This window comes from Bradyrhizobium sp. 153 (assembly GCF_023073835.1).
GTDB lineage: Bacteria > Pseudomonadota > Alphaproteobacteria > Rhizobiales > Xanthobacteraceae > Bradyrhizobium.
Genome location: NZ_JADPKH010000120.1, coordinates 290,599 through 317,369 on the forward strand (window position 1 = coordinate 290,599; position 26,771 = coordinate 317,369).

Annotated in this window: 18 protein-coding genes, 3 pseudogenes and 1 riboswitch; of the genes and pseudogenes, 8 read left to right on the top strand and 13 right to left on the bottom strand. The window is 62.0% G+C overall.

The window, feature by feature from the left end; translation table 11 throughout:
• Nucleotides 1-24 precede the first annotated feature (24 nt).
• From IVA91_RS29215 to IVA91_RS29225, 3 genes are all read left to right on the top strand, one after another.
• Nucleotides 25-2,100 (top strand): S8/S53 family peptidase, encoded by a 2,076-nt coding sequence (locus IVA91_RS29215; RefSeq protein ID WP_247459749.1) that lies wholly within the window; start codon nt 25-27, stop codon nt 2,098-2,100.
• Nucleotides 2,100-3,269: a serine protease gene (locus tag IVA91_RS29220; protein WP_247459751.1), complete on the top strand. Its 1,170-nt coding sequence runs from the start codon at nt 2,100-2,102 to the stop codon at nt 3,267-3,269. Before IVA91_RS29215 ends, IVA91_RS29220 begins: the two co-directional genes overlap by 1 nt.
• A gap of 365 nt (nt 3,270-3,634) precedes the next feature.
• The gene (locus tag IVA91_RS29225; RefSeq protein WP_247459752.1) at nt 3,635-3,799 is read left to right on the top strand and encodes a hypothetical protein; all 165 of its coding nucleotides are present in this window, start codon (nt 3,635-3,637) and stop codon (nt 3,797-3,799) included.
• A 1,425-nt stretch (nt 3,800-5,224) separates the two neighbouring features.
• On the opposite strand, the pseudogene IVA91_RS29230 reads toward IVA91_RS29225, so the two are convergent.
• A pseudogene (locus tag IVA91_RS29230) lies at nt 5,225-5,326 on the bottom strand (IS110 family transposase); the annotation flags it as partial.
• Between IVA91_RS29230 and IVA91_RS29235 the strand changes: the two are divergent.
• Both IVA91_RS29235 and IVA91_RS29240 read left to right on the top strand, forming a co-directional pair.
• Nucleotides 5,289-6,206 (top strand): tyrosine-type recombinase/integrase, encoded by a 918-nt coding sequence (locus IVA91_RS29235; protein WP_346015536.1) that lies wholly within the window; start codon nt 5,289-5,291, stop codon nt 6,204-6,206. The pseudogene IVA91_RS29230 and the gene IVA91_RS29235 sit on opposite strands and share 38 nt — an antisense overlap.
• 314 nt (nt 6,207-6,520) lie before the next feature.
• Nucleotides 6,521-6,766, top strand: coding sequence for a hypothetical protein (locus IVA91_RS29240; RefSeq protein WP_247459754.1), 246 nt, complete (start codon nt 6,521-6,523; stop codon nt 6,764-6,766).
• A gap of 114 nt (nt 6,767-6,880) precedes the next feature.
• Here the strand turns inward: IVA91_RS29240 and IVA91_RS29245 are convergent, their stop codons facing one another.
• The 10 genes and pseudogenes from IVA91_RS29245 to IVA91_RS29290 all read right to left on the bottom strand — a co-directional run bounded on the left by IVA91_RS29245 (nt 6,881) and on the right by IVA91_RS29290 (nt 20,457).
• Nucleotides 6,881-7,531, bottom strand: coding sequence for a hypothetical protein (locus tag IVA91_RS29245; RefSeq protein WP_247459755.1), 651 nt, complete (start codon nt 7,529-7,531; stop codon nt 6,881-6,883).
• 752 nt (nt 7,532-8,283) lie between these two features.
• Entirely contained in the window at nt 8,284-9,525 is a 1,242-nt protein-coding gene (locus IVA91_RS29250) for a Fic/DOC family N-terminal domain-containing protein (RefSeq protein ID WP_247459757.1), read from the bottom strand.
• A 442-nt stretch (nt 9,526-9,967) separates the two neighbouring features.
• A complete protein-coding gene (locus tag IVA91_RS29255; protein WP_247418850.1) occupies nt 9,968-10,465 on the bottom strand; it encodes a hypothetical protein in 498 nt (165 codons plus the stop codon).
• 1 nt (nt 10,466) lies between these two features.
• A complete protein-coding gene (locus IVA91_RS29260; protein WP_247459758.1) occupies nt 10,467-12,638 on the bottom strand; it encodes a heavy metal translocating P-type ATPase in 2,172 nt (723 codons plus the stop codon).
• Nucleotides 12,638-13,777, bottom strand: coding sequence for an OpgC domain-containing protein (locus IVA91_RS29265; RefSeq protein ID WP_247418846.1), 1,140 nt, complete (start codon nt 13,775-13,777; stop codon nt 12,638-12,640). The genes IVA91_RS29260 and IVA91_RS29265 overlap by 1 nt, the downstream gene beginning before the upstream one ends.
• Nucleotides 13,774-16,968, bottom strand: a pseudogene (locus tag IVA91_RS29270) (CusA/CzcA family heavy metal efflux RND transporter). The gene IVA91_RS29265 and the pseudogene IVA91_RS29270 overlap by 4 nt, the downstream one beginning before the upstream one ends.
• A complete protein-coding gene (gene ihpB / locus IVA91_RS29275; RefSeq protein ID WP_247459760.1) occupies nt 16,961-17,959 on the bottom strand; it encodes a divalent metal ion exporter adaptor subunit IhpB in 999 nt (332 codons plus the stop codon). The pseudogene IVA91_RS29270 and the gene ihpB overlap by 8 nt, the downstream one beginning before the upstream one ends.
• Nucleotides 17,956-19,215, bottom strand: a pseudogene (ihpA, locus tag IVA91_RS29280) (divalent metal ion exporter subunit IhpA). Before ihpA ends, ihpB begins: the two are co-directional and overlap by 4 nt.
• A gap of 53 nt (nt 19,216-19,268) precedes the next feature.
• Nucleotides 19,269-19,625, bottom strand: coding sequence for a hypothetical protein (locus tag IVA91_RS29285; RefSeq protein WP_247418844.1), 357 nt, complete (start codon nt 19,623-19,625; stop codon nt 19,269-19,271).
• A gap of 622 nt (nt 19,626-20,247) precedes the next feature.
• Nucleotides 20,248-20,457: a GDCCVxC domain-containing (seleno)protein gene (locus IVA91_RS29290; protein WP_247277366.1), complete on the bottom strand. Its 210-nt coding sequence runs from the start codon at nt 20,455-20,457 to the stop codon at nt 20,248-20,250.
• Between the two features lie 347 nt (nt 20,458-20,804).
• Nucleotides 20,805-21,000, top strand: a riboswitch (cobalamin riboswitch).
• Nucleotides 21,001-21,107: 107 nt separating this feature from the next.
• Here IVA91_RS29290 and IVA91_RS29295 point away from each other — a divergent pair.
• From IVA91_RS29295 to IVA91_RS29305, 3 genes are read left to right on the top strand one after another with little or no spacing between them, the layout of a single operon-like run.
• Nucleotides 21,108-22,091 carry a TonB-dependent receptor plug domain-containing protein gene (locus tag IVA91_RS29295; RefSeq protein WP_247418842.1) on the top strand — a complete coding sequence of 328 codons (984 nt, stop codon included), beginning with the start codon at nt 21,108-21,110 and terminating at the stop codon, nt 22,089-22,091.
• Nucleotides 22,092-22,142: 51 nt separating this feature from the next.
• On the top strand, nt 22,143-23,384 hold the full coding sequence (locus tag IVA91_RS29300) for a TonB-dependent receptor (protein WP_247459762.1): 1,242 nt from the start codon (nt 22,143-22,145) through the stop codon (nt 23,382-23,384).
• Nucleotides 23,330-25,261: a PepSY domain-containing protein gene (locus IVA91_RS29305; RefSeq protein ID WP_346015537.1), complete on the top strand. Its 1,932-nt coding sequence runs from the start codon at nt 23,330-23,332 to the stop codon at nt 25,259-25,261. Before IVA91_RS29300 ends, IVA91_RS29305 begins: the two co-directional genes overlap by 55 nt.
• A gap of 18 nt (nt 25,262-25,279) precedes the next feature.
• Here IVA91_RS29305 and IVA91_RS29310 read toward each other — a convergent pair whose 3' ends face one another.
• Together IVA91_RS29310 and IVA91_RS29315 are read right to left on the bottom strand one after the other, a co-directional pair.
• A complete protein-coding gene (locus tag IVA91_RS29310; RefSeq protein WP_247418839.1) occupies nt 25,280-25,891 on the bottom strand; it encodes a class I SAM-dependent methyltransferase in 612 nt (203 codons plus the stop codon).
• Between the two features lie 96 nt (nt 25,892-25,987).
• Nucleotides 25,988-26,707, bottom strand: coding sequence for a cytochrome c family protein (locus tag IVA91_RS29315; RefSeq protein ID WP_247459764.1), 720 nt, complete (start codon nt 26,705-26,707; stop codon nt 25,988-25,990).
• Nucleotides 26,708-26,771 lie beyond the last annotated feature (64 nt).

Below are 26,771 nucleotides of genomic sequence, written 5' to 3' on the forward strand. Positions count from 1 at the left end.
TCGACCAAACTGGAGGGTAGGGTCATGCGGCTTCGTAAGTTGTTACTCGGCATTCTGGCCGCTGCTATGGCATGCCTATCTGAACCGATATTCAGCGCCGGCGCAGTAGCTGCCGACGAGATGGCATCCTATCGCATAGAGTTCCTTGGCAATGATCCACCGAACGACTGGGCGCGGCTCGCCACGGCCCTGATAGAGCGCAACTTGGTGCCGATCAAGACGGCAGAAATTGATCAGAAAGTCGGCCCCTGCGGAACGATGTTAGGTCTACTTGGCTTTCGCACCGCGCGCCTTGGCTGCACTTCAAGCATGGAAGGCTTGTTGTTAAAGCTCAATGCCAAATCCCCGGCAGTCGAAAAAACAGATGCAACGTCACTCCCAAGTCGGACGGCAACACAATTCGCTTATCCGGACCTGCCGATCGAGGAGATGACTTATTCGCAGTCGTTCGATCGCATGCATGCGACCGAAGAGGATCGCTACAACAAGGCCGTGAGCAGCAGAAAGACCTTCGCCGCCGATGAAATCAACCGAGGCGCGCAGACACAGGTGGTTTTCCGCGGATTCCGGACCAAAGTTGCCATCCCTGATCGGGAGGAAAACGACGCTTTCCTGAGGTCGCTGCAGCGCTACGACCAAGCGATTGGCCGGCGGAGCGTGCGCGTGGTACCGCTGGGCGGTGGTCCTGCGCTGAAATCCTTCAATTCGGCTAGCCCCGACGGCTGGTTTAGCGACTGCCGCCAGAAAATATCTGCCGTAACACCAAAACCGCACTATGCATCTTTACTCGGGCTGTCGGTAATGCCGGCCTGTGCGATGAAATGCGCCGGGGACAATTGTCCGGAGATCGTGTTGGTCGACGGTAAGGCCGCGCCACACCCGCATATTGTCGGCTCCATCCCGGATCCGGAGCCACCCGTCATCAACGCTGCTGGTGCGCCACAAGATGAATTTGCCAAACTTTGCCCCTGGGTCGCGTACAATAAAACTGAGCATCACGGAACGCATCTTGCCGGAATCATATTCAGCGCCAACCAGCCCGACAGCTTTGTCGGGTTAGCGCCAGCGGCGAGGCTTGATACGCGCGCGTTCGATAAGATGACTGAGTGGCAACTTGGCGATGTAGTCGCTGAAAAGGCCTATGATGGCTTACGTTTGTTCGTTTTCGCGAGCAACTTCCTCAACGGCAATACGGTGGACCCATTGCCAGACCTCGACGAGCGGCTGCGCAAGCCGTTCTTTATCGAGGACATCAGGGACGGAGAAAAGCTTTGGGTTGTTGCAGCAGGCAACAGCACAATTAACATCCAGCCGAACAGTCGGTTGTCGCCGATGAACATCGGAGATCTAAGGAACGTGCTGGTGGTAACCGCTTGCGAAGACTGCTTCACACGCAATGCGAAAGTTGCCGATTGGGCCAACTATTCGACCGCAGGCCTGGTCGCACTCGCTGCGCCGGGAGGCACCCTTGCTACGGGCATACCATCTACGGCTTCCAGTTCCCAGTATGCTGTGACCTATGGCACCTCGCAGGCTGCGGCGATCGTGGGCGGTCTTGCAGGTGCGATGATGACCTGCTTCCCCGACCGTTATCGTAACACCCGCGAGCTCAAGGTCCGCCTTCAGTCCGCCGTGCACCCCCCTGCCAGCTCCGCGCTGGCGCGCAAGGTCTCCACCGGTGTCGTCAACGCCGACAAAGCCCTAAAAGATCCTGGTATTCATCATGTCCAAGTCAAGTCCGAAGCCGTCAAGCGCGTTAAGGGCCTGCAATGGTGCCGCGACAAGATCGAGTTTATCGACCCGGTGTCGCGTCGGCCGCTGGAGGGCGGAGGAATCGATCCACGCCGCATACGGCACTTGGTGCGCGACGAAATTCCCGACACGGGCCCCGTCTGGTACGCCTTTTATGAGCCGGTCAATCGCGCGAATGCGATCGTGAAACGGTACGGACCGGGTCTGCTCGTCGGAACTCAGCCGCTGCTTCGCGTTAGATACGAGGAAGGCGCCTTGCTGTCCGAGCCTATATCGATCAACGACGTGGAATTCATACTGTCAGGTTTCGAGGGATCGAACCAAGTGCTTCCCTCGGGCCGATGTTAATGTGCAAGCGCTTGGTAGTCTCGGCTTTCCTTTCCGTTACAGTTTGCAATACGGTTTTTGCAACCCCTTGCGAAACACAAGCAACAATTGCAACCGAATTCGGCCGCTTCATTCCGTGGCAGCGCATCATCAAGGTTGGCGAAAGCAAGCGGCTTGAGAGCGACGATCAGCTGAGATACGTCAGGATTCACTTGCGCAGCATCGCGTCATCGGATGACGCATGGTCGCTGACGATTCGCGACCTAGCCGGCAGACCACTGCAGACGTTTTCGTCCAAACATTTGAAGCCAGGCCTGTCGCAATGGACCGATCGTTTTGCTGCCAACTCCGTCACCCTCGATGTAGTCGGAGCCGTTTCGCAGGTGCCCGTCATTGAAACACTGCAATATGTCGCCGTGCCGAAGGACGCCAAACGGCCCTACTATTCGAAGCAAGACGCGGTGCCGGCCTGGCACGACCTGCATTGTTGCAACACACCGGCGGACCGCCGGCGTGTCGGCGAGTCGGTTGGCATGTTGATCGCAACCGAAGGCAATTCGATCGATGGCGTTTCTCTTTGGACCTGTTCTGGTTTCGTCGTCGCCAGCGATCCGCATGTGTTGTTTGTAACCAACCATCATTGTGGCGGGACTGTTGGCGATACCGCCGATCGCTGGTCGAAGGAGGTATGCAACAATGCGTCGGTTGATTTTTCCTGGGATGGCGACGCGGTGGGTCGCGAGTACAAGTGCAAAGAGGTTGAGGTCCAGGCTCCTAACGACGATCTGGTTATCCTGCGGTTGGAAGCTACCAGAGCGGAAGCGCCGCCGCCCCCGCTCGCCCTTCGTTCAACGCGGGCCGGCGATGTACCGGTGCGGATAATTCATCACCCAGCGGCCGAGGCGAAGAAAGTGTCCAGCAACCTTTGTCAGGCGCTCAGCACGTCCGTCGGCCAGGTTGCCACCGTGAAAGCTTCCCGAGATTTTGCGCATCGGTGCGATACCGAAGCGGGCAGTTCGGGCGCGCCGGTGCTCGACGCTGACAACGTTGTTGTCGGTGTACATCATACCGGATTTGAAAAGACCGATCCGCAATCCTGCGACATGTTGAACAAGGCGGTTCATACGGACAGGCTAGTAGCCATCCTGAAGGCAAATCCGCAGCTCACTGGTTACAAACCTCTCCCGTAGCAAAGTAAGAGTGTCCGCATTTTGGAAGGTTTCGTATCAACGAGGAGGCTAGCCGATGGTAGGCCGTGTTGAATCGATCGCGGCAGCTTTTCTCGCGCTTTCGATAGCACCCGTGGGAGCGACATGCCTCGAAGAAGCAGCCCTTTTCGCAACCCGCGTTTGTGGAGAACTGGCTAGCAGGGGTCGAGCGACTCTTGTGACTGGAACGGGCGAGCTAAACGCTGAAGCAAAGGGCATAATAAGCCGCATACTTGGCTCGGCAGGCGGAGAGTTCAAAGCGGGAGCAGAGTTGTCGACGTATGAGGGCCTAGTAAGAGAGCAATTGGGGGCCAGACAGAATTGATGCTCGCCAATGCAGCATCCGAATGGCTGAGGCGGGAATGAAGCAGGCGTGCACCAAACCCGTGACATTCAAAATCTGCCGCCACTCCGATTTTGGACAAGCTGGTTGGGCGCGCGAAGAAGTGGTCAACGGAAGTACGGGTGGCGCGGCGGTGGTTACAATCAAGAATCTTATTGTGGCGATCTGACTGCTGCTTCCGTTGCTGCTCGACGCCTTGGCGGGACAGCGTATAGCATTTCGCGCATTGGAAACTCTGAAGAAGGGCGATGGGCGGGCGGCTTGCAGCGGCGTCGTGAGTACAATTATCATTGTTCAATTAAGATCTCATGGGATCCCATTTACAATGAAAGAAGGGACGAAAGGTGCGGAGTGATAAACTAGTTTGGCCACATCGCTGAGCTGGATTATCTGCTTTCCGCCCTTCTCGGCCACAGAGTCTCCGTGGATGCCGACCGGCAAAAAGGCGAAGAGTGTGTTCGGATGGACGAGAAGACGGTCCATCGACCTTCTGCGCAGCTGCGAGCTCCCGCAGCCAAGCCCCCGGCGAATTCAGGCAGTCTCATCAAGCGCCCTCTGCCATGCCTTCACCTCGTCCTCGAACCAGGCGATGCGGCGGGGCGCGATCTCGCGAGCACGCGGAAACCGACCTTCCGACACCTCTTGATCGAGCGCCGACTTGTGAAAGGGACATTGTCGAGCACTTGCTGGTGCTTTTGCAGGGGACGCAGCCCGCCTTCTCTCTCTTTTTCGTTGGCTCACTCCGCAGATAAACTTTCGTCGAAGAATATCCGGCCACGCATTGGCTTGACATCTGTAGTCAAGCCAATGCGTTTGCAGTTGACCAATCAGCCTGATCGCCACCGAGGCCTGGCTCAGGTATACTCCGACACAGTGTCGTGGATCCGCCAGTTCATCGACTCTTCGAAGCGACGCTGTACCAATGTTTTGCAAGCGTCCGGATCGCGGCTGTTCCGGTTGATGTTGATGGAAACCGGACCACCCACACTACCTCGCTGCAAGTCCTAGGCTTGCGTCGTAGGAGGCCGTCCGCGCGACGCGCCTCGATCTGAACGAACTCAGTGATGCCCCCGCAAATGTCAGCCTTTCTTTTTGCGGAGGTTTTTTTGCCATTCGATTACCTCGTCTAAGAAGAAGCCCACCCGCATGGGCGATAGTTCGTGCGATTGAGGGAACCTGCGGTCTCTGACCTTTCTGTGTAGAGTCGCATGGCTGACGGGCACCAGTTTCAGGACCTCTCGGATGGGGATCATCTGTCTCAGGCCGTTTGTGCCGTCATGTTCTTGAAGTTCAGGCATCACATAGCTCCATCGTACCGAATCGGGATCAAACTAAAATAGCAGCGACGTGCTTGCGTCTCCATTTGTAGTGACGCAATTTCGTTTGCAGTCACGCAAATTAGAGGGCCTGGCGCATGCCAGGCACTCTGTTTAAGTGTACTCAGACGCTGTGTCGTGGGTCCGCCAGTTCATCGACTCATCGATGCGACGCTGAACCAGCGTTGCCAGCGCTTCCGGATCATGGCTATTGCCGTTGATGTGGATCGAAAAAGACAATAGGATCCCCGGCGCCGCCTGCTTTGCCCTGATCCTATTCGCTGAACAGATTGAACCAAGACTTTCCCGTTTTCGGCGATGCCGTGAACTTGAAAGATCGACTTGGCCAAATCCAAACCCACCGTGATAATCTTCTCCATGGAACGGGCCGGCCTCTACATGCTGGGCGAGATGCAGGAGTCGCTGACAAAAAAGTTCGCCAAGAAGCGCGGCAACCAGGGTGGCGCACGCCGTGATCTGGAGAACCTACGAGCCGCCATCAATCACCACGCCGACCAAAACCTGCATCACGCGGTCATCAAGGTGAAGCTTCCGCCCAAAGGTGCGCCACGAGATCGATGGCTCGATCGGAGCGAAGCTGCTCGTCTGCTTTGGGCCTGTTGGCGGCACCGGGAGGTGCAGACAATTCATCGCGGTCGCAACAAAGGCGAAAAGATACAAACGGCCAAGTACACCCTTCGCCACGTGGCCCGATTTATCCTGATAGGCCTCTATACCGGCACCCGCGCTGCCGCCATTGCAGCAGCCTCTCCGCGGCGCGAGCACGGTCGGGCATTCGTCGATCTGAACGCCGGGATCTTCTACAGGCTCAAGATCGGTAAGCGCGCCACGATCAAGCGGCAGCCGCCGGCTCCTCTTCCGCCGCGACTCCTTGCACACATGCGGCGCTGGGAGCGGAAGAAGATCATTGCCAACTGCTTCGTCGAGTGGCACGGCCAACCGGTCAAGTCGGTGAAGAACGCCTTCGCGCGCGCTGTAGAGGTTGCCAAGCTCGACGTGACAGACGGCAACGTGACGCCGCACACGCTGCGCCACACCGCGGCAACATGGCTCATGCAGCGCGGTGCTGATCCCTGGGAGGCGGCGGGATTCCTCGGCATGTCAGTGAAGGTTCTGATCGACACCTATGGCCACCATCATCCGGACTACATGCGCGGCGCAGCCTTCGCGATCACGCAGAAGAGCCGGGTGGAGTCCACGAGGAAGGTGCGTACGGCTTCTGTTCGAAAAGCCAGCTAGGTGGACCAATGGTGGACCGGTTGACCGTGAACAAACGCAGATTTTCGTGAATCGCCGTTACAAAGAACGATGAAACATCATGTACTTAGTGTTCGACCCGTGCGCTCATAACGGTCTGGTTGCAGGTTCGAGTCCTGCCGGGCCCACCAGCGCGCTATTTCGGTGTCGGTCCACTTTAAGAACGACTCGCTCGGGCTATAAGAGCGATTCGATTCCGGGCTTTAAGAACGACTCGATTTTGTAAATCGGTGCCCGATCAGGGGAAATCGGCGGCCGGGCTCGAAGGTGAACATTAACGCCGCAAAAATTTCGCCGTGAACAGGATAATGGGTTTTGCGCTGATCGCAAGCGGCCAGCAGCCGCTGGCTGTCGTGGTGCTGGTGCTGCTGCTGATGCCGCCGGTGATCATGCCCGGGCGGATGATGATCGACATGTCCATCATCATGCTGGTCGTGGTGGTCCCGCCGATGATCGGCGCCGGCGCCGATGAGGTCGGCGATGATCGCGTGCATCTTGCTGGGGCGATGATCGCCGGCCCGCCGTCGTGTACCGATTGTTAGCCCTAGCCCTCGTCCAAGCTTCCCAAGAACTGGTCTAGTGTCCGGTCGTCCGTCTCGGCTTGCGCGCGTTGGACGTCGCGGTCCAATTGGTAGACCAAGTCAGCCAGATCCCCGTCATTCAGCGAGGACGAGATCGAACGCCTCGCCTTCGATCACCAGAAGCGGGACGCCTTCATCACCGTAGTGCCTCAGCGCTTCCGCGGTCTGCTTCGGCAGCCACCCTTCGTAGTCCGAAAGCGGGACACGGAAAGAGCCATCATATTTCCGGAGCGTCAGGCGCCTGCTCATCAAGCCCTGGTACTCTCGGTCTCGTTGAGCTCGAGACCGGGCCTGACGGGCTCTTTCGTAGATGGCGCGCTTGACCTCGCGAAGCGCGTCCAGTTCGCCCGCCGCCGCGTTGCTGGCGAACGCGAGTTCTCCATCCGCGGTCCTGGCCAGAAAACCCCGCTTCTCCGAAAGGCGTCCCTTGTAGCCTTTCTTGATGGCGCAAGCCTGCCAGACGTCGACGGCAGTACGCGACGACAAACCGCGGAGAACCTGCGACGACACCTTCTTCAGACTCAGCGGATGGTAGGCCAGAACGGAATGCAGCCCGGCGTCGTGGACGTCGGTCGACCAGTTTCGATGGACCCGCAGAACGCTTCGGTTGAACATCACGCAAGCGTCTTGATGGTCGTCGACGATCTGCACTACCCATTGCGGGGCTCGGGCCGGCATCACCTGCCTCACTAGCGCCGCAAGCCGTTCGTCCGCCAGCACCGGCATCGGAAATCCTCCTCGTTCCTTGCCGATTTGCTCTCGGCTTGCCTACCAGAACTTTAAGGCGGAACGCCGCCGGCGATCCCGACGCGACGCTGTTCGATTCTTCCTCAACGAATCCTTCGAAATTTGTCGAAGCCGCCGTTTTCGAAGGCAACGCATTCTTTCCGATGAAGCGAAGCCGTCGTCGCCTGTCCTCGCGACCTTTCAAATCGTAACGATCAGTGGCGGCCCTCGTTCATCTGCGCTGACCGACCATCGAAGCACACGCGGATCTTCTCCCGCGCACGAAGAAACTCAGCGAGGGCGATGCGCCTGTTGGGCGCGTCGAGAAAGGAAGTGCGACGTGTCCTCCGTACGATCGGGCGCTTGCAGGCGGAACCTGCCTTATCGGGACTGCGATGTAGTCGTCTCCGGGAGCGATGATCCGTCCACCCCGGACACTCTCAGTTGCATCGACGCCAATACTGGCACGTTCGTCGGCATCGCAAGGATAGCAGATCATCGAGAGGATCGTCCGATCACGGACGAGGAGGGCGCGCGCATGATCGGGGGAACGTACCGGTTGGCGTCGATCGCTGTGGACCTGGAAATGGACCTGCTCACCCGGCGGACGCGACGCGTGTCAGACAAGCTGAGACTTCGCCGCCGGCTATGGCGTCGGCGGTACCGCCCCCTGACCTGGAGAGATGAGGTGGAGGACCCAGGGGACGCTCGCTCGCGGTCGCTTCAGTACGGCCCCCGCATTTAACGAGAGATCACGGGCCCTTCGGGCCAAGCGAGACCTCGTCGAGATCGGCCTCGTCCGCATCGACCTCGGCGAGGATGGGCTCTTCGCCGAACGGACGGTTGATGATGGCGAGAGCTTCGGGAGCGGCGTAGATCCGGTTTCGCGCGTATCCGGTCCTCTCCTGCAGAATGCCGGCTTCCTGTAATTGCGCGATGGCCTGATTTACTTGCGCGGGCGACACATCGAGCAGTTGTCCGAGGCGCTTCGCCGTCACAACCGGGTAGTTGTGAAGTTCGTCCAGGGCGCGGATGGCAGCAGATCCCTTTCGGAATTTTCGGCGCTCCCTCCAGCGCCCCGACAAATCCGACAGTGCCGTCCGGGTGCGGATGAGCTCTTCGACGGTACCTGTGACGGCGTCGGCCATGAAGGTGATGATCGGCTCCCAGTCGAGCCGCTGTTGAGCGTCCTTGAGAGAAGCGTAGTACGTGCCCTTCTTGCTTTCGATGTAAGGCGAAAGGTACAAAGGCACGTGCTTCTCTGCCGCCATCATGAGCGGAAGCAGAAGGCGACCGATGCGTCCATTGCCATCGCGGAACGGGTGTACCGCCTCGAAATGGGTGTGCGCGATCGCCATGCGCGTGATGAACCCTTGCGTCATCTGCTGCATGCCTTCGTTCCGCAGGTAGTCGACCGTCTGGGCAAGGCAGTCGGGCACGTCATCGGGGGGCGGAGGATTCAGGCTGGAATATGCGATGTCTTTGTTTCCGCCGATCCACACGACGCGCGTACGGAGATCGCCGGGAACGTCCTGATAGTCGGGGTCGTCCTTCATCACGGCGCGATGGAGGTCCTTGATCAGGTCCATGGTGAAGACGCTATAGCCGGCCTTGGCGGCTCTAGGGATGAATCCGTCCAAGGCAACGGCGTAGTTGCGGACTTGACGCGCTTCGTCCCGGGCGCCGTCGTCGCCCGTCTCTTCGACGGAAAGCAGTTCGTCGAGAGTGCTCTGGGTACCTTCGATCGAGGAGGAACTGACTGCCTCTCGTCTGGTCAGGACCCGGCTGACGATGTAGGGGTCCTTCATCTGGGCGGCGATGGCGTCGACCTTGCCGAAGGAGGCTTGGGCGGCTTCCAAGGCTTTCACCGCCCCGCCCACGAACACGCCGTCCTCCGGGGGTGCCGGCGGGACGATCCCGTAATGAGAATCGTAGGGCGGCGGAAGCCGCTTCAGGGTCTCGCGGATCGTATGGCTGAGATCGCTGCGCTTCATGGGAACCCAGAATAAGACGTCGTTTTCCTGTTTTATATTTTGGGTTTCGGCAAAAAGCCATAACAGGGTGAGATCGCGGGGCAGCTTATTTTGGCTTTTTGGGTCTCACGCCTCCGTTCTTTAAGTTCCCATTAACCAAGCCATGACCCTCAAATGGGTACTCGGAAACGGGAATTAGGCCGCCAAACCGCGCCAACCGCGGTCCGTTTGAGGAGATTCGTGAGAAGATTCTCGCTGCCTCCACCCGTTCAGGCGGCTGGGTCGGTGCGGCTATGGTCGCCGCTTCGTCGGCAAAAACGGGCTGCTGGCCATCTTTGCGGCACATAGCACTCGACGGCATGGTTCGGGCATCCGGAGCGCCCCCAAGCTGGCGGATTGACGATCCGAGCAGCCGGGACGCTTGGATACCACCTGGAATCGACGCCGACGAGTGATGGGGCGCTTACCGCCCGGTTTTCCGTGCTCTCGACGGAGCGAAGCGCCGGCCGTTCCAAGCGAACGACCTGACACCCGCGGCATCGACGACCTCGATGCCCGCCGTCCCGCCCTCCTTCGTCAATTTCATGTCACGTGCGTAGACGCTGAAGACGAGCCACTGGCGTCTGCCGTCGTCTGCGAAGACCTCGTGGAGGCAGCCGCTCGGGCGGCACACCAGAGACGGCCTGGCGCAGGCGAAGTCTTCGAAGTGCTGTGCCCTAAAGCGCAGTCCCGACGCTTCGATGAATACCAAGAAATAGTGTGACCGGGCCGGCGCATTGCCGCAGGCCTCGACGTGCCCCGCGACATGGCGGCGGATATCCTTGGGCAGTCCCTCGATGTGTTCGGGTGCCCAGGGGCGCTCGGCGGCCATGCTGCCGCGGGAGTTGGCCTGGCCTGTCATCGTCGTTGAGAGCAAGAGAGCTAGGACAGATTTCGCAAAGATCGCGGCCGGCGCTTTCATGCTACCCTCCCGAAGGTTTGAGCAGACGCAGCGCGTTCACGGTCACCAGCACGGTCGCGCCGGTATCGGCGAGGATGGCGGGCCATAGACCGGTGATCCCGACGACGGTGGTGACCAGGAAGACCGCCTTAAATCCCAGCGCGATGCTGATGTTCTGCCGGATGTTGCTCATGGTCCGCTTGGACAAATCGACCATGGCCGCGATGTCCGACACGCGACCGTGCAGCACCGCGGCGTCCGCCGTCTCCAGCGCCACGTCCGTGCCTCCGCCCATGGCGATGCCGACGTCGGCGGCGGCGAGCGCCGGCGCGTCGTTGATGCCGTCGCCGACCTTTGCCACCACGGATCCCTGTTGCTGGAGCCGGCCGACGATGCGCTGCTTGTCCTCGGGTAGAAGCTCGGCCTCGACTTCGATCCCGAGCTGTTTGCCGATTGCGACGGCCGTCCGCCGGTTGTCGCCCGTCAACATCATCCTCCGGATGCCCGCGTCCGATAGCAGCTTGAGACCCTTTTCGGCGTCAGGACGGGGCTCGTCGCGCATGGCGATCGCACCTGCGATCTTCTCGTCGATGACGAGCAAGGAGACGGTCTTACCTTCGTCGTTGAGCACCGCGATCCGCGCCTGCTGCGCGTCCGAAAGGGCCGCCAATTCCGCAGCCGCCTTCGGTGAACCGAGGAAAACCTCCATCCCATCCACGATCGCGCGCACGCCCTTGCCGCGGTTAGCCGACGCGTTGGAGGCCGGCGGGATCCGCGTCTTCGCCTCCGCCGCTTTCGACAGGATCGCGGTGGCAAGCGGATGGCTCGATCCGGATTCGAGCGCCGCAGCCATCCGCAGAACGTCCTCCGCGCTGCGGGAGAAGCCGACGATGTCCGTCACCTGCGGCTTGCCCGCGGTGAGCGTGCCAGTCTTGTCGAAGCAGGCGACCGTTATCCGGCCAATCTGCTCGAGCACCGCGCCGCCCTTGAGCAGAAGCCCCCGGCGGGCGCCGGCCGACAGGCTGGCGGCGATGGCCGCGGGCGTGGAGATGACGAGAGCACAGGGACATCCGATCAGGAGGACGGCCAGCCCCTTGTAGATCCAGCCGACCCAGTCACCGCCGAACAGAAGCGGAGGTGCGACGGCGACAAGGGCCGCAACCACGACCACTCCGGGGGTGTAGTACCGTGCGAACCTGTCGATGAAGCGCTCGGTCGGCGCCTTGGACTCCTGCGCCTCCTCGACCAGGCGCACCACCCGCGCGATAGTGTTGTCGGCCGCCGCGGCGGTCACCCGCACCCGCAGCAGGCCGTCGCCGTTCACGGTGCCGGCGAACACGGTCGCTGCCGCGCCCTTCCGGACGGGCGTGCTCTCGCCGGTGACCGGCGCCTCGTCGACCGCGCTCTCTCCGGAGAGGACGACACCATCGGCAGGAACGCGGTCGCCGGGCCTGACCTGGATCGTCGCTCCGATTTGCAGGCTGTCGGCGGGCACGTCCCGCACACCACCGTCATGCTCGAGGCGAGCGGTCTTCGGAACGAGTGCCGTCAGGCCTTGAATGCTGGCGCGGGCGCGGCCTGCGGCAACACCTTCCAGGAGCTCTCCGATCAGAAATAGAAAGACGACGGTCGCGGCCTCCTCGGTCGCCCCGATGATCACCGCGCCGATGGCTGCGATCGACATCAGCATTTCGATCGAGAACGGAGTGCCAGCCCCCGCAGCCGCAATGGCGCGGCGAGCGACAGGAACGAGGCCGACCAGCATCGCAACCAGAAAAGCCCAGTGCTCGGTGGCGGGCACGGCCTTACCGAACGCGAATGCCGCAGCGAGAGCGATGCCGGATCCGATCGCGAGCATTCCCTTTCGGGTAAGCCACCAGGCGGTGGCATCATCGTCGCTCGAACGGGTCTCCTGTGAGGTTTTTGTTCCTTCGCCCGCAAAGCCGTCGCTCTCGGCCCGCGCCACCCGATAACCAAGACTGGAAATCCGATTCCCGATGTCGTCGCGATCGATGCCGTTGTGTCCCACAGTGACGGTGCCGCCGGCGACGGAAATGGACACGTCGGTGACGCCGGGCATCCGGATCAGAGCGTTCTCGATCTTGGTTGCGCAGCTTGCGCAATCCATGCCCTCCACCCGCAGGCGCGTGGTCTCCACCGACACGACTCCCAGATCCGTTTCTCTGTTGATCATCACGCTGTCCTTAAGGGTCGAGAGCTAGAGGACGATCTGACGTCCTTGATCCAGGTTCGGTAGCTTGCGACTGTCGTCATCGCGCAGATGCCGCCCAAAGCCACGAGCATCTGGAAGGCGATCGATCCGGAGACCAGCTCGATCAGGAAGTGCCCGACGAAGGACAGAAAGATGCCGACGCAGAACACCTCGAGAGAACGCTCGCCGCAGATCGACCCCGGTCGCAACAGCGGCGATGTCAGCCATGAGGCGTCGCGCGGTACGAACCTCGCTACGGTCAGGGCGAGCGCGAGAAAATGCAGGATCCGATAAGGAGCCAGATTGGTCTTGTCGTTCGGGACGAAGACATCGACGAGCGCCTCCGGCATCGCGTCCGCGAAACCGAGACGAGCCGCCAGCGTGATGACTAGCCCGAGGAGCAGAAAAAGCGCTGCCGACAACGCGGCGGCCCGAGATCCGATTAGGCGGCCTATCGTCTCGGTCCGATCGAGCGCGACCCAAGCGCCGATCACGAAGAGAAACTGCCAGGCGAACGGATTGAAGTACCAGAACCCCTCCGGGTAGCTGGGAAGATTCCAGCCGAAGGCGCGGGCGGCCGCGTAGATCGCGAAGGATGTCGCGAGCGCCAGGTTGCGCGAGCGGACGAGCAGCCACAGGACCGGCGGAAACGTCGCCATCAAGGCGATGTAGAGCGGCAGGACGTCTATGTTGAGCGGCTTGAATTCCAGCAGCAGCGCGTGCTTCAGGAATTCGATCGGATCGGCGATCAGGCGACGGATGTTGAACTCGTCCAGAAGGTGCGCGTGGCCGTAGCGCTGGGCGACGTAGCCGATGCTCGCGACGTAGAAGACGAACAGCAGGATGTGCGCGACGTAGATCTGCCAGGCGCGCGCCATGATGCCGACCGCCGCGACGAGGAAGCCCTTTGTCGCCATCGTCCGCGAATAGACGTACGCGACCGTGTAGCCGGACACGAAGACGAACAGATCCGCCGCGTCGCTGAATCCGTAGTTCTTCATCGTGACCCAGGCGACCACGTTGTTGGGAATGTGGTCGAGGAAGATCGCCCAGTTCGCCAACCCGCGGAAGAGGTCGAGCCGGATATCCCGGCGCGCCGGATTCGCCGCCTTTTCCGTCATGCCGTCTCCTCTGCTACCGGTGCCGGCGCGGAGTCCTTCCGGAACAGCACGTAGAGGGCCGGCAGCACCAGCAGCGTCAGGATCGTAGAGGAGATGATCCCGCCGATGACGACGGTCGCCAGCGGCCTCTGCACCTCGGCGCCGGCGCCCGTCGCGATGGCCATCGGAACGAAGCCGAGCGAGGCAACGAGCGCGGTCATCAGCACGGGTCGCAACCTGGTCACGGCGCCTTCATGGACGGCCTCGAGCACGGGTTTTCCTTCGTGTCGGAGCCGCTCGATGAAGGCGATGATGACCAGGCCGTTGAGGACGGCGACGCCCGACAACGCGATGAAGCCGACGCCAGCGCTGATCGACAACGGGATACCCCGCAGCAGCAGCGCCAGGACGCCGCCGGTGAGCGCCAGCGGCACGCCGCTGAACACCAGAAGCGCATCGGCCAGCGATCCCAGACTCATGAACAGCAGCAGCAAGACCAGCAGCAGCGCCACCGGAACCACGATCGTGAGCCGTTTGGTCGCCGAGACCAGTTGCTCGAACTGGCCGCCCCAGCCGATCCAGTATCCGGCCGGGAGCTTGACCTTCTGCGACACCGTGTCCTGCGCCTCGGACACGAACGAGCCGAGATCGCGCTCGCGGACGTTTGCCGTCACGACGATGCGGCGCTTGCCGTTCTCGCGGCTGATCTGGTTCGGGCCGGGCGCGGAATCGACGGTTGCGACCGACGACAGCGGCACGTAGCGCGGCTGTGCGCCCGCCGCCGCAGACAAAGCGGTCTTCGTGAGGGCCGGCGTGCCGGCCTCTTCCGCCGGCAGGGGTATCGGGATCGCCCGGATCGCCTCGATATTGCCGCGCAGCCGCTCCGGAAGACGCACGACGATGTCGAACCGGCGGTCGCCTTCGAACAGCTTGCCGACGCCCTTTCCGCCGACGGCGATTTCCACGATGTTCTGGACGTCGCCGACGCTGAGGCCGTAGCGAGACAGTGCGCGCCGGTCGAGCTTGACGGTGAGGATGGGCAGACCGGCGACCTGCTCGGTCTTCACGTCGGTCGCCCCGCGGATGCCCTGGATCACCGATTGCACTTGCTTGGCGGCGCCCTGCAGCACGTCGAGATCGTCGCCGAATATCTTGACGCCCACGTCGCTGCGGACGCCCGAGATCAGCTCGTTCACCCGCAATTGAATCGGCTGCGAGACCTCATAATTGCTGCCCAGGATGTCGTTGGCCGCCTTCTCGATCTCCTCGACCAGCTCCGGCTTCGTTTTCTCGGGGTCCGGCCACTCGCTGCGCGGCTTGAGCATGACGTAGCCGTCGGAGATCGACGGGGGCATCGGATCGGTGGCGACTTCGGCCGTGCCCGTTCGCGCGAAGAACTCCTTCACCTCGGGCAGTTGCTGGATTCGCCTCTCCAATGCCATCTGCAGGTCGAGCGCCTGCGTCAGGCTCGTTCCGGGAATCCGGATCGCGGCAAGAGCGACATCGCCCTCATCGAGGCTCGGAATGAACTCGCCGCCCATGCGGGTCGCCGCGAAGACGCTCGCCTCCACCACCACGACCGCCGCGAACGCGACGACGCCGCGGAATGCGATCGCCCGGTTAAGGAGCGGCAGGTAGACGCGCTTGGCGGCGCGCATGAAGAGGTTCTCCTTCTCCGACACCTTGCCCCTGACCACGATGGCGACCGCGGCGGGGACGAAAGTGATCGAAAACAGGGCTGCGGCGGCGAGCGCCATCAGCACGGTCAGCGCCATCGGCGTGAACATCTTGCCCTCGACTCCGGTCAGCGTCAGGACCGGCAGGTAGACGACCGCGATGATCAGCGTTCCGAACAGGCTGGGCTTGATGACCTCGGCGGAACTGCGACGGATCGTCTCCAGCCGCTCCCTCAGGTTCAGCAGGCCGCCCTTCTGATGCTGCGCTTCGGCAAGCAGGCGCAGGCAGTTCTCGACGATGATGACCGCGCCGTCCACGATGATGCCGAGATCGATGGCCCCTAAGCTCATCAGGTTCGCACTGACCTTCGTCTCGACCTTGCCGGTGACGGTCATCGCCATCGACAGCGGGATGACGCAGGCTGTCACCAGCGCCGCGCGAAAATTGCCGAGGATCAGGAACAGCACGATAATGACGAGGATCGCGCCCTCGACGAGGTTTGTTTCGACCGTCTTGATCGTCGCCTCGACCAGATGCGTCCGATCGTACACCGCTCGCGCAACCACGCCCTCCGGAAGAGACTTGGCGATGTCTCCCAGCTTGGCGGCCACCCGTTGAGCCACCGCCCGGCCGTTCTCGCCGATCAGCAGCATGGCGGTGCCGAGCACCGTCTCCTAGCCGTTGAGGGTCGCGGCGCCTGTGCGGAGGTCCTTGCCTTCGGTGACTTGCGCCACGTCCTTGACCCGGACCGGCACGCCGCCGCGCGAGCCGATGACGATGTCCTCGATCTCCGCGATATTGGCGACCTGCCCCGGAGTCCGGACCAGGTATTGCTCGCCGTTGTTCTCGATGTAGCCGGCGCCGACATTGGCGTTGTTGGCGGCCAGCGCGGTCATCACGTCGCGGAAGCCGAGCTTATAGGCCATGAGCTTGCCGGGATCCGGCAGCACCTGGAATTGGCGCTCGAACCCACCGATGGTGTTGACCTCGATGACGCCGGGAACGTTGCGGAGCTGCGGCTTGATGATCCAGTCCTGGATCGTGCGCAGGTCGCTTGGGGTGAATTCCTTGCCGCCCGGCGCCTTGGCGCCCTGTTTCGCTTCGACCGTATAGAGGTAGATTTCGCCAAGGCCGGTGGCGATCGGCCCCATCGCGACTTCGACACCGGCGGGAAGCTGGTCCTTCACCTGTTGGATGCGCTCGTTGACGAGCTGGCGGGCGAAGTAGATGTCGGTCCCGTCCCGAAAGACGACCGTGACCTGGCTCAGGCCGTAGCGCGACAGGGACCGGGTGTATTCGAGCTTGGGCAGGCCGCCCATCGCCGTCTCCACCGGAAACGTGATGCGCTGCTCGGTTTCCAGCGGCGAATATCCCGGAGCCTGCGTGTTGATCTGGACCTGCACGTTCGTGATGTCAGGCACGGCGTCGATCGGCAGCCGAGTGAAGTTCCAACCACCGAAGGTCAGAAGCCCGAGCACGAAGAGGATCACCAGCCAGCGCTGGCGGATGGAGAACTCGATGAGGCGCTCAATCATGCTCTGCCTCTCCCTTGCCCATGTCGGCCTTCACGACGAACGAGTTTTCGGCGACATACTTCTCGCCCGGCGATATGCCTGCACGGACTTCCACGAACTTCTGGTCGGAATCCCCGAGCTCGACGGGGCGTGCTTCGAGCTTGTCGTCGTCTTCCCGCACGAACACGACCGTCTTGTTCTCGAAGGTTTGGATCGCGCCCGCCTGCACCGCGACCGGCACCTTCCGCTCGGCAAGGACCAAACGAGCGGTCACGAACAGGCCCGGCCGCAGCCGTCCGTCGGGGTTCGGCAAGATCACCCGCGCGATGGCCGTCTGCGTTTCGCTTGCCCCGACGGGCGCAAGATAGGAGATCTTGCCCTTGATGTCGCTTGCGGCGTCGTCGGGATCGATCAGCACCTCGTCGCCGATCCGGACGCGCCTGAGATCCTGACGATAGATCGAAAGATCGACCCAGATCGTTGAAAGGTCCGCCACGACGAAGGCCGGCTTCTGCTCGGACACGTATTCGCCGAGCGAAATCTGCCGGTCGATCACGGTGCCGGCGATCGGCGCCTTGAGATCGTACACGGTGAGGCTTTGGTTGCTTTCGATCGAGGCCAGCAGGTCGTCCTTGGCGACCACGTCCCCGATTCGCCTCTTGATGCCGCGCGCGATGCCGGGAAAGCGCGGAGTGACCTGGACCACGGTCTCCTGGTTGGCGCGCAGCACGCCGTTGAAAGACAGGGTGTCCGCCAGGGTAGCCGGTCCGGCTTCGGCGAACGTCGCGCCGGCAGCCGCAAGCTTGACGTCGCTGATCACGATGCGGTCGGCGCCGTGCTCGTCCTTCTCCACGTGCTGGTTGCCGCCCTTGTCCTCCTTGGCTTCGCCGCCTTCATGCTTTTCGGCATGCTGCGTCGCGGCGGGAGCATCGGCCGGCATGAGCCAGCGATAACCGAACGCGCCGGCGGCGGCCGCGGCTACGGCCAGGATGAATGCGCTGGAAGTTCTCATCGTGCGCTCTCCCGCGCCAGAACGAAGGGATTGCCGACGAGCCCTTCGATGGTCGCAACGGCGACATGGTAGTTCTGCAACGCCTCCTGCTCGCGCAGGCGCGCCTGGGTGACGTTGGCCTGGGCATCCAGCACTTCGAGCAGAGAGAAGCGTCCGGCGCCGTAGCCCTGCTCGATCTCGTTGGCGGCAGCTTGGGCCTTGGGAATGCCGGAATCGCGCAGAATAGCGAGCTCCCCCAGCGAGCCCTGCACGGTATCGTAGGCCCGCCCCGCGACGACTAGGAGGGTGTTGCGGTTCGCCTCGCGCTCGGCTCGCGTTTTGGCCAGGCTTTCCTGGGCCGACAGGATATTGCCCTGGTTCTGATCGAACACCGGGATCGGGACCGACAGGGTCAGCCGGACCGCGTCGTCGTTGGTTTCGTTGAAATGCCGCCAGCCGGCGGCGAGACGGACGTCCGGGTAAGGCTTCAGCCGCGCCAGAAGAAGTTCGGCATTGCGCTGGGCGTAGACTGCATTCCACCTCACCAATTGCGGGTTCGCGTCGATGGCCGCGATCACTGCCTGGAACGACGGCGCCCGAGCGGTAGCATCCAGACGTCCGGAGACGCTGGCGAACTTCGGTGAGGTCTCCCCTATGAGCACCCCTAACTCGCGACGGGCGCTGGACAGGCTGGCTTTGGTGCGCTCGCGATCGGCCTTCACCAGGGCGGCGGCGACTTCGTCTCGGCAGGCGACGACGCGCCGGCGTCCACCCTGCGCTGGAGCAAGGGCGTCAGACGCTCGAGCGCGGCGACCTGCTCGTCCAGGATCTGGATGCGCCGCTGCAGCCCGAGCACGTTCAGGAACGCGATCGCCGTCTCGGCAAGGATCTGCAGGCGCACCGCCTTGCGTTCGATCGTGGCTCCTTCCACACCTGCCTGCCCGGCGGCGATGCGGGCCTCGCGCTTCCCGAAGAGCTCGAAGAGCTGGCTGATCTGCAGCGTCGTCTCGGCCGACTTGGTGCCGCGGTAGATACCGGATCCGAAAGAATTGTCCTGTTCGTAGGACAGTTCCGGATTGAGCAGTGCCCCCGCCTGGATGCGCTGGCCGGCGGCGATCCCGACGTCGCGCTCGGCAGCCGTCAGGCGCGGACTGGTCGCGAGCGCGCGCTGCAGCGCCGCTCCGAGGTTGAGGGTCTGCGAATGCGACACCGCGCAACCAGGGACTGACCAGCAACGCCGTCGCGCACGCGAAACGCGTGACGCACTTTGGAAACATGGTGAAAACCTGACGAAAGACGGATCTAGGGCGCGATGCGCCCAGCGGTCATTTCAGGTCAGGAATTTCGGGGGCGGTGGGTCGATTCCGGGCGGCAGACCGCGCCGAACGACCTGCAGCGTGGGTACCATCTCTATCGGGCGCATCACGGCTACCGCTGCAATCACTGGGGCCGGAACGGAGACGGAGAAGCAGCCGTGACAGTGATGGTCGGCCAAAGCGCCCTTGTCGGAATGGCCGATGCCCTTGTCGGCGAAGGAGACGACAACATTGGGCGACGAATTTGTGACATCCAGATCGCACACGCCGTGAAGCACGCCGGCGATCAGGTAGGTCGCGATCACAAATATGGTCATCGCACCGCGCAGCGAGCGCGGCAGGATACGGCCAAATCTGAAGGAAAGGGTCACTCGGGGTTCCGATCGATCGGGCGATGACCGGTACCATGCACTAGGCCGGGGTGTCGATCCGCAACAGTGTTACATCATTATGATCCGGGAACCGGGGGCTCAAGTCACGGGAGGGAACGCTTGACGGAATAGGCGGCAGCTCTGAGCTCCAGCTGCCTCGCGCACGGCAAGGGTGCCAAATAGTCCGAGAGGCTCGCGCGAAGCGTGGATCGATGCTGCATGCTCCCTCCTGTCGTGTATCGTGTCTGCTTGATGAAGTCGGCGATGCGGTCGGCCACGTCTTCCGCGGAAGAAATGATGTTGACCCGGCCGCCGCTCGAATCGACGGCGGTCCACTCAGGTCGATCCAGCGCCCGATCGTTCTACGTCGACAATGGAAAGCAGTTGCCGCTTTGGAAGGACTTGCCTCATTTCACGTACTGGCTGATCCCGATAGCTGTCGGGGTACCGTTCATCGTTCGTTCACTTCTATGGGCCCCGTTAGCGCGAGCTCGCGGCGGAATTCCCACGTGATTAGGGCAAGAGCGACGGCGCAGCAATTGAGGTCCGGACCCCAACGCCGATCGCGTTATCCTCGCGCGAAAGCCCGTGCACTCATCGGCACACGCAGGAAATCGGCAAACTACCCGCAGCAAGCTCCCTTGCCATTCTCTTGGATCGGTGGGCAAGGCACGGTGCCATAGGAGCAGAACACGCAGCAATTGCCCGATTTAGGCTTCAGCCGGGTGCCGCATCCGCGGCAATCGTAAAAGAATTGGCAAGCGTCGGTCGGCATCGTCTCAATGGATCGATGGCCGCATGACGGGCAAATGAGAGTGGATTCGACGTGCATGCCCTCTAACGTAGCATCGCGCGAGCCAGTTTCCAACGATCATCGCCTGGTTGATCCCGGAGGGCACCTTAACGGCAACGATACGAAGGATACGTGCGGAGCTTTGAACGGCATTGGAGTTGTCACCGACGTCGAACGTAGTGTGCGTCGTGATCGCGACCTCGTCGGCCTGTGCGCAAGCAGTAGACCTCACCACGCTCACCGCTGCAACCAATTCATAAGGGATCGACGCGTGATCTGACATGCCATCTCCCGCGGTGTCGAATCCTCGACTTGGCCTGATGATCGGCGCCACGCGCTGACTTCTGCCGCAGCGAAACATCCAATTGACAGCCGTTTGCAAATAAAACTAGGGTGACAACGACGGTTCTCCTTCGGGAGATCAATAGGGAATACGGTGCGGGGATCCCCCAACGCCGTGGCTGCCCCCGCAACTGTAAGCGGTGAGCCTTCGCCAAACGCCACTGGGCCTGCGGACCTGGGAAGGCGGCGAGAGGTAACGACCCGCGAGCCAGGAGACCTGCCGTCAGTCGTGGTCACACGCGAGCACATTGGGCGGGGTGTCCTGGTGGGTGTTGGGGCTGCCTTCTTCTTGAGGCAGCGGCCAAGCTGCGTTCGCGGTGACGTGCCACGTTATCGCGAGTCTGTTGATGACCTCCCGTACAATCTTCGCGCCGCGGTATCGCCGCGCGATTCTGCGCTCAGCTGCATTCTCCTGCCTGGTTTTGTCGACCGACGGCTGGGCACAGTCCGAAAGGACGGTCCAGACGCTCGACCCCGTTGTGGTGCAGTCGCCGGCAACGTCGCCGAGGGCCCAAAGCACCCGACGCAGTTCTGCGACCGCCAGCGCCGCGCGTTTGCGCCAGCAGCGCAACATAGCTGTCAATACCGGTACACAGGTTGCCGCGCCGACTGGTCCTGTCTTCGCCGCACCGACGCTCAACCTCACCGGCGCGAGCACGGCCGGCAGCCGGCTCGGCCTGACGCGACTGCAGACGCCAGCCAGCGTGGAGGTGATCTCCGCTGAAACCATCGCCGAACGCGGCCAGCAGAACATCCTCGACGCGGTGACGCAAAACGCCACCGGCTTCACGGCGAGCCCGGCACCGGGCAATGGCGGCGTCTCGTTCAATACCCGCGGCTTCACGGGCCTTGGCTCCGTCATGACGCTGTATGACGGCACCCAGCTCTATATCGGCGCCGGGACGGTGGCCTTTCCGTTCGACACCTGGTCGACCGAGCGCATCGAGGTGCTGCGCGGCCCTGCGTCGGTGATGTACGGCGCGGGCGCGGTCGGCGGCGCCATCAACGTGGTTTCAAAACTGCCATTGTGGGTCCCTCGCAATCAGGCCGAGATGTCGCTGGACAGCAACATGACCCGGCGAATTGCGGTGGACAGTGGCGGTCCGGTCAGCAAGGACGTCGCCTATCGGATCACCGCCTCCGGCAACATGTCGGATGGCTGGGTCGATCGCGACGACACCTCGAACGTCGCGCTTCATGCCGTGATCCAGATCAAGCAGAACGACGACGTCACCTGGACACTGTCCACGGACTACGGTGACCGCAACCCGTCGCGCTACTTCGGCACGCCGCTGATCAACGGCAGGCTCGATGAATCTCTCCGCTTCTAGAATTACAACGTCAGCGACAGCCACATCCGCTACCAGGATAGCTGGAACCAGGTGAAAACTGAATGGCAGGTGGCCGATGGAATTTCGGTTCAGAACACGCTTTACTATCTGAACTCCAAGCGACATTGGAAGGACGTCGAAAGCTACGCCTATAACCCCGCCACCGGCCTGATCAACCGCAGCAGCTATATCGAGATTTTTCACGATCAGCAGCAGGTCGGCAATCGCATGGATGCGAAATTCCGCGGACATGTCCTTGGCATGGCCAATGAGTTCGTCGCAGGTTTCGACGTCAACAGCATCAATTTTACCCACACCAACAATTCACCTTACGGCGGCTCGTCGTCCGTCAACCCATTCAGTTTCGCTCCAGGCGTATTCAACAGCCCGAACCCCACAGTTCCCGGCTATGGCAGCGTAACCAACCAGTACGCGCTGTTTGCCGAGAACAGGCTGTCGGTCACCGAGCAACTGTCCTTGATTGCCGGCATACGTCAGGATGAACCGACAATCGCGCGCACCGACTATGTCTCGCCCGCCAACAGCTTCGAGAAATCGTTCTCTTCGACGACCTGGCGCGCCGGCGCCGTCTATGCACCGGTCAAGGATCTCGCTTTCTATGCCCAATATGCCACCGCGGCCGACCCGGTCGGAGGGCTCGTCTCACTGTCCTCCGCAAACAAGAACTTCGACCTGGCGACCGGCAAGCAGGTCGAAATCGGTGTCAAGCAATCGTTCTGGGGCGGCCGCGGCGAATGGACCCTGGCCGGCTATGAGATCGTGAAGAACAACCTGCTGGCACGCGATCCCAACATTCCGTCGCTGACCGTCCAGGTCGGCCAGCAGTCATCGCGCGGCGTCGAAGCGTCAGTCGGTTTCCTGCTCGATCATTGCTTGCGCATAGATGCCAATACCGCCTTCCTGCGCGCGAAATACGATGACTTCGTGCAGGCGGTGGGCGGCGGAAGCGTGAACTATGCCGGCAACGTACCGGTCAATGTGCCGCAGAACGTCTCCAATATCTGGGCGACCTGGGCCTTCGCACCGAACTGGTCGGCCAACGCAGGCGTGCAGATCGTCGGCAAGACCTATGCCGACAACGCCAACACGGTGACGCGCCCGGCCTACAACATTGTCAATGCCGGCGTGCAGTGGAAGCCCGACCTCAACACCACCGTGTCGTTCCGCATCTACAATCTCTTCGACGAGATCTACACGACGTCGGGCGGCACTACTCAGTGGCTGCTCGGCATGCCACGCACGGCGCAGCTCGCGGTCAACGTGAAGTTCTGAGCGTGTCACGGACCCTCAAACGCACACTCCGGCGGTGGCTGTACATCGGCCACCGCTGGGTCGGTATCGTCACCTGCCTGTTCTTCGCCATGTGGTTCATCTCCGGCGTGGTGATGATGTACGTGGCTTTTCCCGGCCTTTCCGACAAGGAAAGGCTGGCAGCGCTCCCTGATGTCCAATGGGAGAAGGTGGCGCTGTCGCCGGACGACGTGATGAAAGCCGCAGGCGCGACGCGCTATCCGCGCGACCTCCGGCTTTCGATGCTGGCCGACGAGCCGGTGTATCGGATCACCGGCTGGGACGGCAAGCGACAGGCGATCTCTGCAGCCGATGGCCGGATCATCACCGGCGTCTCCGAACAGCAGGCGCTCGCGGTCGCACAACATCATCCCGCGAGCAGATCACCGCAACTCGAAGACATCATCGATCGCGACCAATGGAGCGTAACGGCCCGTTACGATCCGCTGCGGCCGCTTTACCTCATTGCGCTCGGCGACGATGCGGGTACCAGGCTCTATGTCTCCTCGCGCTCCGGCGAGATCGCGCTCGACACCAACCACACCGAACGGGTCTGGAACTGCCTCGGCTCGATCCCGCACTGGATCTATCCGACCGTGCTGCGCAAAGATGGGCCGCTGTGGCGGCTGGTCGTGCTCTGGATCTCCGGTATCTGCCTGATCATCGGCGTCACCGGCATCTGGATCGGGATCCTTCGCGTACGCCTGAAGCGGCGCTATGCCAGCGGCAGGATCACGCCTTATCGTGGCTGGATGGCCTGGCACCACGTCACCGGCCTGATCGCGGGTATCTTCGTGCTGACCTGGACGTTCTCCGGTTGGCTTTCGCTCAATCCCGGCGAATATTTCGCAAGCCGCAACATGACGCGCGAGGTGCTGCAACGCTATGCTGGCCATGATACGCCGACGATTGCGACGAAGCTGCCAACACCGCAATCCGCCGCCGTCGAAGTGCGCTTTGTCTGGCTTAATGGCAGCCCGATGATGATCGCCGCATCGCGTGATGGCACGCAAAGACCGCTGGATGTGACGTCGGGCCAATTCGCAACGCTTCCGCAGGATCGCCTCTGGACTGCCGCAACAAAATTGCTGCCGCAAGCGCGCGTCGTGGAACGGTCAATCCTGAGGGAATACGATGCCTATTGGTATGCCCATCATCAGGACCGCGAATTGCCGGTGCTGCGCGCCGTGTTTGATGATGACGCGAAAACATGGTTTCACATCAGCCCCGTCACGGGCGACATCGTTGGCCGCGTGGACAGCGGCCGTCGCACATATCGATGGCTGTTCAACGCGCTGCACAGTTTCGATTTTCGGTTACTGCTGATGTATCCCCCGGCCTGGGACATTGTGGTGTGGCTGCTCTCGATCCTTGGGACCATCGTCTCGGTGAGCGGTGTCGTTGTCGGCTGGCGCTATCTGAGGTACTTCCGTGTCGTCGAAGCGCCCGGCCGCTGCTGCCGCCGGTGGTCAAGTGCTACGCCTGGAACGGCGCGGGCGATAGCCCCTCGGGTGGCTGAGCTTGCAACGTGCTACGGACTGGACCTGCGACCAGAGCCTCGTAGTGTGCACCGGCGGCAGGGCCGAGGCGGATCTGGTCCGCAAATGCGCTCTCCTTGTACGGTAATAAGTCGCTTGCCCTGGGCGATGTGCCGAGATGGACCGAATAATGGAGGCCGACCGGCTGACGTAGCCGACGCCAAGATGTTGCTCGCAAACTTCTGTGCCACTGAAAGCCAACACACTCAGCACCGAGACCGCATTTTGGCGAGAGATAGAAAATTAACCGGGCTCCGCTTCTCCGATCAAGCTGCCACAGAGGTCTTCCTTGCTGCTCCGGCGGCCACTCCTTCGGCGTGATCAGAACTTGCCGCTCTGTCAGCCTGGCCGCGCACTGCCTTCGTACATGAAGGTCATCGGCTTCGGTCCCGCTATGTAGCCGGTCTCGATCCGGTCGATCCGGAATCCCGCATCCTCGATCATGGAGCGGATCGGGCGGTTGAGGTGACAGCCGCCGCTGATGTGCCGCCATGGCGGCGTCAAACGGTCCTGCCACCAACGCACGCTTAGACTAGGCGCCAGGCCATGCTCGGCGAACAGGAGCTTGCCGCCGGGGCGGAGCACCCGGCGCATCTCGGCAAGCGCTACGGCAGCCTGCGGAACGCTGCACAAGGTCCAGGTGGTCACGATGCTGTCGACGGTGCCATCGTCGAGCGGAATGGCTTCGGCGGAAGCTTCGACGAATTGCACGCGCAGGTCCGCATGCACGGCTCCCCGAGCCATGGCGACCAGCTTCGGAGAAGGCTCGAGCGCCAGTATTTCCTTCGCCGGCGAACGATAGAACGGCAAGTTGCGGCCCGAGCCGACGCCGATTTCCAGCACGCGGCCCTCGGCGGCGCCGATCACGCGTTCGCGAAAAGGCAGAAGCTGCTTGTTGCTCATCGCGAGATCGAGAAGGCTCGGCAGCACGAAGTCCTTGTAGAAGTCCATCGAACGCTCCCGAAGCTTGTAACCGCGGTTTCGAAGACGGTTGGAGTGTGCACCACCAACGCGCCCAAACCGAGCCGATCGGAATGCCGGCAAGGCTCAGCACCGCGGCTCGATCATCTTGCTGATCTCCTCGGGCCCCGCGAAAATCACATCGGCGCGATCGCCCATCATTCCGGCCGGCACGATGGCCGGAGCCCCGCTCTCCGGACCGTCCTTGCTGGAATCCGTCTTGATCCGGAGATTGCGTTCCCAAAACGCCCGCGTCTTGCCGTCGGCCGTAGTCACACGATAGGTGTCCCGGCAGTGCGTGATGCTAGTCACGTGCTGCGGGGGATCCAGATTCTTCAGATTCGGAACGCGCCCACCTCCCATCATTCCGCCCATCATGCCACCGCCCATCATGCCGCCCCTGCCTTGGGCCATTTGCCGTGGAGCTGCGCCTGGCTTGGTTGCTTCCTTCAGGAAGGCGAGCAGATCGGCGCGCGTGCGAGCATCCTTGATGCCCTCGAACGGCATGGCGTTGTCCGGCACCATGCGTTCCGGATCGGTCAACCAGGCATCCAGCGAGCGGTCATCCCAAATGATCCCCGAAGCTTTCAGCGCGTCGGAGTAGCGGTCGAAACTCGGCAAGCTTCCGGCGTTCCTCCCCCAGAGGTTTGCAAGACTTGGCCCCGTCATGTTGCGGTCGGGCTCGAGGGAGTGACATGCTGCACAGGCCCGAAAATCCTGCTCCCCGCGAACTACGCTGTCCTGCTGCGCCCGAGCCGGCGCGGAGACGAGTACAGCAGCGAGAGCCGCAAGTAGAATGCGGTGCATGATCAATCTCCTCGGCCCGAGAAGAACAGGTATTTGACCAGCGCGGCCGCGCCCAGCGCGAGCA

Excerpts from the sequence above, each read along its gene's own strand:
- IVA91_RS29215 (WP_247459749.1), top strand. The coding sequence starts at position 25 with ATGCGGCTTCGTAAGTTGTTACTCGGCATTCTGGCCGCTGCTATGGCA.
- IVA91_RS29220 (WP_247459751.1), top strand. The coding sequence starts at position 2,100 with ATGTGCAAGCGCTTGGTAGTCTCGGCTTTCCTTTCCGTTACAGTTTGC.
- IVA91_RS29225 (WP_247459752.1), top strand. The coding sequence starts at position 3,635 with ATGGCTGAGGCGGGAATGAAGCAGGCGTGCACCAAACCCGTGACATTC.
- IVA91_RS29245 (WP_247459755.1), bottom strand. The coding sequence starts at position 7,531 with ATGCCGGTGCTGGCGGACGAACGGCTTGCGGCGCTAGTGAGGCAGGTG.
- IVA91_RS29250 (WP_247459757.1), bottom strand. The coding sequence starts at position 9,525 with ATGAAGCGCAGCGATCTCAGCCATACGATCCGCGAGACCCTGAAGCGG.
- IVA91_RS29255 (WP_247418850.1), bottom strand. The coding sequence starts at position 10,465 with ATGAAAGCGCCGGCCGCGATCTTTGCGAAATCTGTCCTAGCTCTCTTG.
- IVA91_RS29260 (WP_247459758.1), bottom strand. The coding sequence starts at position 12,638 with ATGATCAACAGAGAAACGGATCTGGGAGTCGTGTCGGTGGAGACCACG.
- IVA91_RS29265 (WP_247418846.1), bottom strand. The coding sequence starts at position 13,777 with ATGACGGAAAAGGCGGCGAATCCGGCGCGCCGGGATATCCGGCTCGAC.
- ihpB (WP_247459760.1), bottom strand. The coding sequence starts at position 17,959 with ATGAGAACTTCCAGCGCATTCATCCTGGCCGTAGCCGCGGCCGCCGCC.
- IVA91_RS29290 (WP_247277366.1), bottom strand. The coding sequence starts at position 20,457 with ATGCACGTCGAATCCACTCTCATTTGCCCGTCATGCGGCCATCGATCC.
- IVA91_RS29295 (WP_247418842.1), top strand. The coding sequence starts at position 21,108 with ATGACCTCCCGTACAATCTTCGCGCCGCGGTATCGCCGCGCGATTCTG.
- IVA91_RS29310 (WP_247418839.1), bottom strand. The coding sequence starts at position 25,891 with ATGGACTTCTACAAGGACTTCGTGCTGCCGAGCCTTCTCGATCTCGCG.
- IVA91_RS29315 (WP_247459764.1), bottom strand. The coding sequence starts at position 26,707 with ATGCACCGCATTCTACTTGCGGCTCTCGCTGCTGTACTCGTCTCCGCG.